The organism is Candidatus Dormiibacterota bacterium, from assembly GCA_035635555.1.
In the GTDB taxonomy this organism is placed as follows: Bacteria; Acidobacteriota; Polarisedimenticolia; order Gp22-AA2; family Gp22-AA2; genus Gp22-AA3.
The window spans coordinates 26513-37485 of record DASQAT010000048.1; the positions used below are offsets into that span (position 1 = coordinate 26513).

The 10973-nt window shown below is 67.5% G+C and carries 10 protein-coding genes; 2 read left to right on the top strand and 8 right to left on the bottom strand.

Features of this window, described 5'->3' with window-relative positions:
• Positions 1-242: 242 nt before the first annotated feature.
• The gene (locus tag VEW47_14710) at positions 243-593 is read left to right on the top strand and encodes a hypothetical protein (GenBank protein ID HYS06434.1); all 351 of its coding nucleotides are present in this window, start codon (positions 243-245) and stop codon (positions 591-593) included.
• The gene (locus VEW47_14715) at positions 593-2134 is read left to right on the top strand and encodes an RNA polymerase sigma factor (protein HYS06435.1); all 1542 of its coding nucleotides are present in this window, start codon (positions 593-595) and stop codon (positions 2132-2134) included. Before VEW47_14710 ends, VEW47_14715 begins: the two co-directional genes overlap by 1 nt.
• 9 nt (positions 2135-2143) lie before the next feature.
• Here the strand turns inward: VEW47_14715 and VEW47_14720 are convergent, their stop codons facing one another.
• From VEW47_14720 to VEW47_14755, 8 genes are all read right to left on the bottom strand, one after another.
• Positions 2144-4972: an FG-GAP-like repeat-containing protein gene (locus tag VEW47_14720; protein HYS06436.1), complete on the bottom strand. Its 2829-nt coding sequence runs from the start codon at positions 4970-4972 to the stop codon at positions 2144-2146.
• A 179-nt stretch (positions 4973-5151) separates the two neighbouring features.
• Positions 5152-6525, bottom strand: coding sequence for a cysteine synthase A (locus VEW47_14725; protein ID HYS06437.1), 1374 nt, complete (start codon positions 6523-6525; stop codon positions 5152-5154).
• Positions 6526-6537: 12 nt separating this feature from the next.
• The gene (locus VEW47_14730) at positions 6538-6711 is read right to left on the bottom strand and encodes a hypothetical protein (GenBank protein HYS06438.1); all 174 of its coding nucleotides are present in this window, start codon (positions 6709-6711) and stop codon (positions 6538-6540) included.
• A gap of 11 nt (positions 6712-6722) precedes the next feature.
• The gene (locus VEW47_14735; protein ID HYS06439.1) at positions 6723-6935 is read right to left on the bottom strand and encodes a hypothetical protein; all 213 of its coding nucleotides are present in this window, start codon (positions 6933-6935) and stop codon (positions 6723-6725) included.
• 9 nt (positions 6936-6944) lie between these two features.
• Positions 6945-9020, bottom strand: coding sequence for a S9 family peptidase (locus tag VEW47_14740; GenBank protein HYS06440.1), 2076 nt, complete (start codon positions 9018-9020; stop codon positions 6945-6947).
• A gap of 30 nt (positions 9021-9050) precedes the next feature.
• Positions 9051-9944, bottom strand: coding sequence for an NAD(P)-dependent oxidoreductase (locus tag VEW47_14745; protein HYS06441.1), 894 nt, complete (start codon positions 9942-9944; stop codon positions 9051-9053).
• Complete coding sequence (locus tag VEW47_14750) at positions 9941-10396, bottom strand: GNAT family N-acetyltransferase (GenBank protein HYS06442.1); 456 nt, start codon at positions 10394-10396, stop codon at positions 9941-9943. Before VEW47_14750 ends, VEW47_14745 begins: the two co-directional genes overlap by 4 nt.
• Positions 10393-10848: a GNAT family N-acetyltransferase gene (locus VEW47_14755; GenBank protein ID HYS06443.1), complete on the bottom strand. Its 456-nt coding sequence runs from the start codon at positions 10846-10848 to the stop codon at positions 10393-10395. Before VEW47_14755 ends, VEW47_14750 begins: the two co-directional genes overlap by 4 nt.
• Positions 10849-10973 lie beyond the last annotated feature (125 nt).

Consider the following 10973-nt stretch of genomic DNA (forward strand, 5'->3'; position numbering starts at 1 on the left):
GCCGGAGAGAGTGCAGGCCGGACCGTGCGAGACCGAGCGACGGTGACCCGACGCGCGCTCTTGTGCGCGTCGGGCGGAGCGAGGCGAGCCGAGGGGAGCGTCGCGCAGCGACGCGGACCCGTGTCCGGCCTGCACTCTCTCCGGCGCCTCGGCTGGACGAGCCCCCGGCGGCGCGACAACGGGCCGGGAGTCTGTGGTAGCATGCCGTTTCCCGCGCTCCGCCGCTCCGGAGGTACCTCCTGATGGAGTCTCGTCGCGTCCGGCTGGGGGATGTGATCGACGATTATTGCCCCAAATGCCGGCTGATCATGAACCACGGCGTCGTCAGCATGATCGGCGACGAGGTGAAGAAGGTCCGCTGCAACACCTGCATGTCCGAGCACCAGTTCCGGCACGGGCAGCTCCCCGCCAGCCGCCGCAAGGCCCAGAACAAGCTGTTCGAAGAGGTCCTGAAGGGTATCGCCGGTCCCGGGGAGCCGCCGGCCGCCGAGACGCCAAAGCCTCAGCCGCAGCCGCAATCGACGCAGCGCAGGCTGTACACGATCCACCGCGCCATCGGCAAGACGCCCGGCAAGGGTCCGAAGAAGACTTGATGGATCCGGGGCGGGATGCCATCGACTACGACGAGATCATCCAGCGCTATGGCCGCAGGCTGTTCGTCCTCGCCTATCACCTGACAGGGACACCGGCCTTGGCGGAGGAGTTGTGCCGCGAGTGCCTCGTCCGCAGCCTTCTCGCACCCGACTTCCCGACGACGGAGAAGGAGGCCGGTGTCTTCCTGCATCGCGGCCTCATCTCGCTGTGGAGGGAGCGCGCCGCAATGGCGCCGAGACCGGCGGAGATCGCCCCCGCGAATCAAGCGTCGCTGTTCCGGGCTCTGTCACGGCTCGATCCGGTGTCTCGAGCCGTCCTGGTGCTCCGAGTCGCCGAGGGATTGGAGTACGAGACGATCGGGAAGGTGCTCGACATGGCGCCGGACGTCGTGTACGCCCGGCTGCTGCAGGCGCGTGGCGGCCTGCGGGAGGGGGAGCGGGCGCTGGAGTCGTCGCTGTTCGAGACGATGAACCGTTACCTCGACGGCCGCCTGCCTGCCGATCAACGCGGAGTCTTCGAGCGCTGCATTCAGATCGACGCCGCGCTGCGCGAACGGGTCGAGTTCCACCGCGGCCTGACTCTCGAGCTGCACGAGGAGGCGCCGCCCCTGCCGCGCGACTTCATCCCCCGGCTGCGCGAGCGGCTGGAGAGGACGCTCGAGACGCTGCTGCTGGTCGATCAGGCAACCGAGGGGGTCATCCTGGAGACCGGCCCCACGCCGGCGCGGTCCGGCCGGGTGCCGGCGCCGATCGAGCGCGGCCTGTCGCCGTGGGTCTTCGCCGCCGGCGCGCTCGTCCTCCTGATCGCCGGCGTCGCGCTGGGTTTATGGATATCGCGGCGCGGGGCGCCCGGGGCCCCGCAGCCCGGTCAGCGGGTGAACGCCGCGCGCCCGGCCACAACACCGGACGAGGCGACGACCGAGGCGCTGCGCTCGCTCGGATATCTGGCGCCGGGAAAGGACAAAATCAAGGAGACGAAACCAGGAAAGGTGACGCCCACCCCGACCAGAGCGCCAACGCCGGCCCGGACTCCGAAACCGACGCCCGCTCCCGCGACGGGCGCGCGAGGACCATCCCCTTCCCGCACGCCCACCCCGACCGCGGCCCGGCCCGCCCCGATGGCTCCGGCCGCGACCCCCTCGCCGGCACCGGCGGAGTCCGCGCCCGCCGCCGCCCCCTCCCCCGCGCCGCCGGCCGAGACCCCGCCCCGCGAGGTGGAGGTCGCCTGGCGGGTCATTCCGATCACGATGGAGCCGGGGACGGAGACCGACCCCCGGGTGCTCAGGACCGCCGCGGAATGGGCCGCGCTGTTCGCTGGAGCGGGGACCCCGCCGCCCGAGGTCGTGTTCGAGCGGGACATGGTGGTCCTTCTCCCCGCGCGGCTCGCCATCGAGAGCGTGAAGATCTCCGGCGAGGCGCTTCTGATCTCCTGTCACCGAGAGCAGGTCGATCCCGGCGCAGGGCCGGCCTCGGCCGCCGGCATCCGCCTCGCGGTCGTGGTGCCAATATCGGCGCTGCAGGTCCGGCTCGTCGTGAGGTGAGCCCGGGGCCTACATCCTGAGAGCGGGGCCGAACAACTCTCTCCTGCCGTCCCGGTGCATGACTTCCACGAACACGCTCTTCCCGCTCTTGTGTTTCGGCACGACATAAAAGTAGATCCGGCCCAGGTCTGTGATGCACTCCTCACAAGGGATCAGCGCGGTGTTGAGCTGGATCCTGCGTCCCTGATTGTCCAGCGCCACCAGGTTGAATCCGAGCAGGTCATGCTCCAAGGAAGTCTTCCAGGACAGAAGACCGCCGCCGTGGTCTGCCGGACCGCCGAAGGTGATGGAGATATCGGTGACACCGCACGCCAAGCATACGCATGGATCCTGATCCAGGTTGGGCACCTGCGGGCAAGTGTCGCAGAGATCGCCGAACGTGTCCGCGTCGGCATCGGCCTGGTCCGGGTTAGCGGCCAGGGGACAGTTGTCGCACGCGTCGCCCATCGAATCCTTGTCGGTGTCGGCCTGGTCCGGATTGATGATTACGGGGCAATTGTCGCAGGAGTTGCCGACGCCATCCAGGTCGTCGTCGAGCTGGTCCGGATTACGCTGGAGCGGGCAGTTGTCGAGTGGACAGGTGTTTGCGGGATGCCCCGGGTCGCCGTATCCGTCCCCGTCCAGGTCGGTGCACGGATCGACGGGATCGAGAACTCCGTCCCCATCCGCGTCCACCGCCTGGGGGAGCAGCAGGACGCCATCGAACTCCGTCCCTGCGGCGAGGTCCAGCCGGCCGTCACGATCGAAATCGAGCAGAGCCGTCGATTTGAGACCGCCCTCGGTGAGGCGCAGGAGAGTGTTTCTGGCCGGCAGGAACGAGCCGTCGCCGCGACCGAGAAGCACCGTGACGTCGTTGTCCGGAAAGTTTCCTGTTGTCCCCGCGACGAGGTCGAGTCGGCCGTCGTGGTTGAGATCGGCGGCGAGGAGGGTCGCGGGAAATGCAATCCCGGCGACGGGCGACGCCGGCCCGAATGAGCCATCGGCACGTCCAGGCAAGAGATTGACGGCATTGCCTCCGGACTCGAAATTGACCGCCACGGCCAAATCAGTCCGTCCGTCGCCGGTGAAGTCGCCGGCGGCGAGGAAGCGCACCTCGCCTCCGGCGGGGGTCCTCGACTGCGGGTCCAGCGTGCCGTCCCCGCGACCGGGATAGATCGAGACGTCCTGCGAGAGTAGGTTCGCAACCGCAAGGTCGGAATGCCCGTCACCATTGAAATCGGCGACCGCCAGCCCCAGCGGGCCGTCGCCCGCCAGGTACGCGGTTTCGGGGGCGAAGGTCCTCCCCGGGCGACTCAGAACGACGGAGACGCTGTCCAGGAAGTAATTCGAGAACACGAGATCCTGCAGCCCGTCTTCATCGAGATCGGCGACGGTCATGACGTCGGGCAGGGCACCGACCCGCACTTGCGTCGGCGCCGCGAAGGTGCCATCCCCGTTTCCAAAGAAGTAGCTGACAGCCGACAAAGGTGGAGTCAGAGCGTAATTCGTGCTGGGCACCGCCAGATCCTGCCGTCCATCGCCGTCGAAGTCTCCAGCGACGAGGCGCGAGATCGCGCCCGCGACGTCCAGGATGCGCGGCTCTGAAAAGGCCCCAGCCGCCGTGGCGAGGTAGACGGCGGCGACGTTTCGGCCCCCGAGCGAGCGAACGTTCAAGGTGGTCGTCGCCAGGTCGGGCAGCCCGTCTTCGTTGAAATCCGCCGACACGACGAATTCCCCGAACGGCAGCGCCGGGGCCGGCTCGAAGCGACCGTCGCCGCGTCCCCGGTAGGTTGTGAGCGCGTCGGTGAGGTCCAGAATCCCGTCGCCATCGAAGTCGGCGAGCGCCTTTCCGATCCGGGAGATCGGGAAGTAGGGAAGAGCCGTGAAGGTTCCACTTCCGTCGCCCAAATAGGCCAGGAGCGAATCGCTGAGCAGGTCCTTTCGGCCGTCAGCGTTCAAGTCGGCGATCATCACGTCCGGGGAGCAGCACGTCGCGGGGGTTGCGCTGCCGATGAATGTGCCATCGCCGCGGCTCAGAAAGAGGTTCCGATCGACGACGATGTCGTCGAGGCCGTCGGCGTTGAAGTCACCGGCCGCAGGAACGGCCTGCGGCTCCAATGTCACGAAGTGATTCGCGAGCCGGAATGGGAGGCTTCCATCGCTTCCCTGCAACGCGACCAGAAAAAAGTAGTCCCATGTGCCGTCGATCCGCGGAAACGGATCCCGCCTGACCAGCGCGATGTCCTTGAGGCCGTCGCCGTTGAAATCACCGCTGGTGATTCCTTCCTGGCCGGCTGCAGCGCCGGGTTCGGAGAGCGAGAAGGTGCCGTCGCCCAGGCTCGTGAGGACCACCATGCTGACAGTGGACGATTGCCAGTTGGAGGCGACCAGGTCGTCCAGCGCATCGTGGTTGAGATCCAGCGCCGCGACGAAGAGCCCACGGGCCAGACCAGGGACACTTTTCTCCACGAACGTGCCGTCTCCATGATTCAAGAGAACGGACCCGGCGAATCCAGGGTCCAGGAGCGCCACGTCCGGTCTGCCGTCGCCATTGAAGTCTCCAAGAGCAAATCGGACCGGCCGCGTGGCGACCGAAAAGAGGCTGGGGAGATTGAGATGACCGTCTCCGTCGCCGAGCGCGATGCCCACCTTGCCGCTCGCCTTGAACATCAGGACGACATCCTGTCGTCCGTCTCCGTCGATGTCCGCCGCCAGCACCCCGCTCGGGGTCTCGCCGGTACCCAGATCCAGCTTGAGATTCAAGAAGAACGGAGCCGCACCGATGGAATGGAAGGGGAGGAGCATGAGAAAAAGGAACGGCGGGATTGAATTCCGGATGCCATTCTGGAGAGGCCGCATCGATTCACCTCCTCGTGACCGCCAAGCCGGAGGGAGGTGGGCCGGACACGTCGCGCGTCGGTTTGAAGTGGGCGGACAATCGCCTGCATGACAATTTACCGCGATGGGCGGGGATGTCAACCACTTTCGCACGCCAGAGGAGGCGGTTCGCCGGTCGATGTGCGGCGCGGTCCTGCGGCTCAGCGCACCGACGCCGTCATGTGGTCGATGAGATCGATCTTGGTGACCACGGCGGTGATCGTCCCATGGTCCTGCACGAGCGCCACCTTCCCCTGCGTGAAGATCTGCGCCAGGCGGCTCACGGGGGTGTCGGAGGGGACGAGGACGTAGTTCTGGTCGACCAGATCGCCGACCGGGCGGTCGAGGCTGTCCGGGTCCTTGAGAAGAGCGTTCAGCAGGTCCACTTCCGAGATCATCCCGACGAGCCTGGCGCGGTCCAGGATCGGGAGCTGCGAGATGCCGTGCTTCTTCATGAGCCGGATCACGTCCTGCACGCCGTCCGAGGCCTCGGCCGTGATCACCGGGTGGCGCTGGCGCTCGACGATGTCCTTGAGGTGGCCGTAGGCCGCCTCGTCGTCCAGGAACGAGTTCGCGCGCAGCCAGTCGTCGTCGTAGACCTTGCTCAGGTAACGCGACCCTGAGTCGGGCAGGATGACGACGATCGTCCGGCACTGCGGGTACTCCTTCGCGAACTTGATGGCACCGCACACCGCGCCGCCGGCCGAGCCGCCCGAGAACAGGCCTTCCTTGCGCGTCAGCTCGCGCGCCGTCAGGAAGCACTCCTTGTCGGTCACCTGGTAGCACTCGTCCACGAACGCAAAATCGAGCGTGGTCGGCAGGAAGTCCTCGCCGAACCCTTCGACCTTGTAGGTCTTGAAGGAGCTGATGATCTGCTTCGTCTTGAAGTAGTCGTACAGGATCGAGCCGACCGGATCGATGAGGACGAACTTGACGCCGGGTTTCCGCTCCTTGATGTAGCGCGCGATGCCGGTGAGCGTTCCGCCGGTGCCGGTCGCGATCACGACCGCGTCGACCTTGCCCTCCGTCTGCTCCCAGATCTCCGGGCCTGTAGTCCTGTAGTGCGCCTCGGGGTTGCTCGGGTTGTGGTACTGGTTCGCGAAGAAGGAGCTCGGCGTCTGCGCCGCGATGCGCTTCGCCACCGAGTAGTACGAGCGCGGGTCGTCCGGCGAGACGGCGGTCGGCGTCGTGACCACCTTGGCGCCGAAGGCGCGCAGCGCCTTGATCTTCTCGTCGCTCACCTTGTCCGGCATGATGAAGATCATCCGGTAGCCGCGCGCCGCTCCGACCATCGCCAGACCCATGCCCGTATTGCCGCTGGTGCACTCGATGATCGTCCCGCCCGGCTTCAGGGTCCCCTGGCGCTCGGCGTCGTCGACGATCTGCACCGCGATGCGGTCCTTCACCGAGTGGCCCGGGTTGGTGTACTCGAGCTTGGCGTAGAAGGTGGCGCCGGTGTCCAGGCCGACGCGGTTGAGACGGACGAGCGGGGTGCGTCCGATTGCCTGGGTGATGTCGTCGAAAGAGTCGATCATGCGGGCATTCTACTACGGCTGCAGATGCAGGAAATCCTCCAGGCGGATCGAGGCGAGATGAATCCGGTTGGCGACCAGGGACCAGGTCAGGTAGGCGGCCAGGGTCTGGCGATCGGCCACCCACGGCGGCTGGTGCCGGGGAGGGGTGATGAAACCGGAGCGGAAGAACGGCTCGAGCGCGATCACGTCCCCCCAGGTCAGCCGGCCGGCGAACAGGCTGGACGGATAGTCGATCTTCCGCGCGGCAGCGCGGGCCGTCCGGCCTTGAAGCCCCGCACGAACTCCTCGTACACGCGCGCCGGCCAGTTCAGGTTGCCGAGGATCCGGATCGGCCGGGCCGCCTCGACCAGACGGCGGTCGAGGTCGGCGAAGCGGGCGAGGTCCGGGTCCGGGATGCCTGCCTGGCCCACGATCCTTGCTTATGGCTGCCCGGTGGCGGCCTTGCCTCCGTCCGCCTTGAGGTACTTGCCGTACCAGGCGACGTAGCGCTCGAGTCGATCCTTCAGATAGGTCGGCTTCCTGATTCCGTGGTACTGCCCGGGGTAGATGACGAGCTCGGTGTCGATCCCCTGACTGCGCAGCGCCTGGTACATCTGCTCGGAGTTCAGGAGAGGGACGTTGAAGTCCTTGTTGCCGCACAGGAACAGCGTCGGCGTCTTGATCCGATCCGCGTGCAGGAACGGGAAGGAGTTGTGGACGTAAGTGTCGGTCGCCTTCCACGGCAATCCCAGCTCGGCCTCGTATTCGACGACGTATTGATCGGTGCCGTAGCCGGCGAGGATGTTGGAGATGCTGGCGCCGCTGCACGCCGCCTTGAACCGCGTGTCCTGGCCGATGACGTAGTTGGTCAGCATGCCGCCGTAGCTCCAGCCCCCCACGCCCAGGCGGTTCGGGTCGGCGATCCCCTTCGCCACGGCGTAGTCGACCGCCGCCAGGACGTCCTGGGCGTCCTTGTTCCCCCAGTCGGCGTAGATGGCGCGGCAGAACTCCTCGCCGCGGCCGGAGGAGCCGCGCGGGTTGGCGGCCAGGACGACGTAGCCGCTGGCGGCGAGGATCTGCCATTCAAAATCGAACTCGTTCTGGAACTGGCCGACCGGGCCGCCGTGGATGCGCAGGATCGCGGGGTATTTCCTGCCGGTCTGGAAGTCGGGCGGCCGCACGATGAACGCGGTGACGGCCGTGCCGTCCTTGCTCTTGACGCTGACCTGCTCGGTCGATCCGACCTTCACCTGCGTCAGGAACGCCTGGTTCTGCTTCGACAGCGGTCGCAGCGTCGTCCCCTGCAGCGCGAACACCTCGGCCGGCTCGTCGGGCGTGCTGCTCAGGACCGCGATCCGGTCCCCCTTCCCCAGAACGAAGTCCGAGATCGTCCGCGCTCCGGTCAGGACGCGATCGACCTTGCCGGTGGACGCCTGGACCTTCGCCAGGTGGACCGAGCCGTCGTCCTCGAGCGTGCAGTAGATCGACTGGCCGTCCGCGGACCAGTGCAGGAGGCCGACGCCGCGGTCGAGCGAGCCGGTGACCACACGCGCGGCCCCTCCCGCGACAGGCACGATCGCCAGCTTCGGCAGGACGTAGTAGATGTACTTGGGCGGTCCGCCCTGCAGGTAGGCGATCTGCTTGCCGTCGGGGCTCCAGGCCGGCGGCGTGCTCCAGCCCGGCTCGTCGTCCCCCCCCTCGAACGTCGTGAGCTGCCTGAGTGCCGCCCCCGCCTTCGGCTCCATGACGTAGATGTCCCAGTTATCGTCGCGGTCGGGGTCCTTCTCGGCCCGCTTGCTGACGAAGGCGAGCGAGCGGCCGTCGGGCGACCAGGAGGGGAGCGCGTCGTCGTACTCGCCCGTCGTGGTCTGCTCTCCCTTGCGGGCGGCGACGTCGAAGACGAACAGGTGCTCGTGGCGCTTCCCGAGGTAGCCGATCTGATCTTCCTTGAATTTGTACCGATTGACGACGATCGGCTTCGGCGTCTTCTCGTCGCACGCCGCCTTTCCCCCTTCCTTCGCGGGATCGCAGGCTTCCGGGTCGGGATCGAGCACCACGAGCGCCAGACGCTTGCTGTCCGGCGACCAGGCGAGGTCCGACACGCCCCCCTTGAAATCCGTGAGGCGCTCCGCCTCGCCTCCCGTCCGGCTCAGGAGCCACACCTGATCCGTCTCCTCGTCGTAGTCGCGGCTGGACAGGAAGGCGAGCCAGCGGCCGTCCGGGCTGAATCGCGGCGTGGTCTCGGCCCCCTTGCTGGTGGTGACGCGCACCGTCTCCTGCCCGTCCCAGCGCGTCATGTAGATATCGGTGTCGCTCTTGTCCGCCTTGAGGTCCGGCTTCCTCACCGTGTAGGCGACCCAGTCCCCCTCGGGGGAGATCTGCGGGTCGTTGACGTCCTTGATCTCGAACAGGTCGTCGACCTTCAGGAGGCGCTTCTCGGCGGAGAGAAGGCGCGACCCGGCGCCGAACGACAGGATGACCGCCCCGCACAGTACAGACAACACGAGCCGTCTCATGAGTGACCCCAAAGGAGATGAATCGCCCGACTACTCGAGTCCCGACAGCCGCTCCAGAACCTTCGCCAGCCCCTGCGTCCCCTCGCGCCCCGACCCGTGCGCCTGGGCCGACCCGAACAGCTGGTGCACGAGCCCCGTTGCGGGGAGTGAAACGTCCGCGCGGGAGCAGGCTTCCAGGACCAGCCGCAGGTCCTTCTGCACCAGGTCGATCATGAATCCCGGGGCGAAGTCCCGTTTGATAATACGCGGGCCGAGATTTGTCAATTGCCACGACTGGGCGGCCCCGCCCGAGACCGCCTCGATCAGGGTCGACGGGTCGAGATCGTTCTTGCGCGCGAACACCAGCGCCTCGCTCACCGCCAGGAGGGTGACCGAGACGAGGATCTGGTTCGCGAGCTTGGCGATCTGCCCGCTGCCGGTCGGGCCGCAGTGGGTGATCGTCTTCCCCAGGAGTCTCAGGATCGGAAGGACGCGCTCGAACGCCTGCCTTTCGCCGCCCGCCATGATCGCCAGAGTGGCGTTGCGCGCCCCCACGTCCCCCCCCGACACCGGCGCGTCGACGAGCGCGGCCCCCCGGGCGCGCAGTTTCTCGTCGAGGGTCCGCTCGGTCTTCGGAGAGATGGTGCTCATGTCGACGACGATCGATCCCGGGCGGATCCCTTCGAGAACCCCGCCCGGCCCCGCCACGACCGACTCGACGTCGGGCGTGTCGGTGACCATGGTGATGACGATCGTGGAGCGGGCCGCGACCTCGGCCGGCGAGCCGGCGACGGCCGCGCCCTGCGCCTGGAGCTCCGCCGTCTTCGAGCGTGTCCGGTTGAAGACGGTGAGAGGGTGGCCCCCCTTCAGGATGTGGCCGGCCATGGGCCGGCCCATGATCCCCAGTCCGATGAATCCCACCGGCTGCCTGCTGGTCTCGGTCATGCTCGGTCCTTTCCCTGAATCGACAGGATGATGAGTCCGTCGGCGCCCGTTCTCTCGACCACGAACCCCTCCTCCTCGTACAGCCGCTTCGCCTTCGGGTTGTTGCTCCGAACGTCGAGCCAGAGTCTCGACGCCTCCAGGTCACGGAGGGCCATCGTCTTGATCAGCCGCAGCGTCCCGCGTCCGTACCCGCGCCCCTTGTCGGTCACGACGATGCGGCGCACCTCGATGCCGTGGCGCGGGGCCGCCAGCCCGGCGAGAATGACGTAGCCGACGGCGCGACCGTCCGGGACGGTCTCGATGACGAGATGTCGCATTTCGGGATGCTCGAGGGCGGCCGCGTGCTCCCCGCGCGTCCACTGCGTGACGAACGGTGCGTTCTCCGGGTGGGCCTCCGCGTCGAGGACCCAGTCGAGATCGGCCGGCGCCGTGGGCCGCAGCCGGACGGTCACGGTTTCTCGAGGTGCCTGGTCATCAGGTATTGATCGTGATCGACGAAACCGAATTTCCGGTACAGGGCCTGCGCCGCCGCGTTCGCACGCTCGACCTCCAGGTGCAGCGCCCGCACCTCGAGGTCGCGGCACGCCTGCTCCATGATCGCCATCGCCTTCCGCCCGATGCCGCGGCGGCGCCGGTCGGCGCGGACGAACAGCTCGTCCACGAAGGCGTCGCGGCCGCGATACATCAGGCTGTAGCCGAGCGTCAGGACCATGTAGCCGATCGCCTCCGGTCCCTCGTCGATCATCCAGACCAGCCCGAGCGACCGGTCGCGGACGATCCCCGCGAGCGCCGCGCGCGCTGCCGGCTCGTCGAACGCCAGGCCGTCCTGCGCGTAGAGCAGACGCATGAACCCCAGGATCGTGTCGACGTCCCGATCCGCCGCCGGGCGAAAGGTCGCTTCCATGAGGCCTTCACTCTACCCGATCGGCGGAAGGAGGGGGCCGGGGCGATGTGTTATCCTCCGCGCATTGCACGTCCCGTTCTTTCCCGATCCCAGTGAAGCCATTGCGCCCGGAGGCGCTTCCTGTG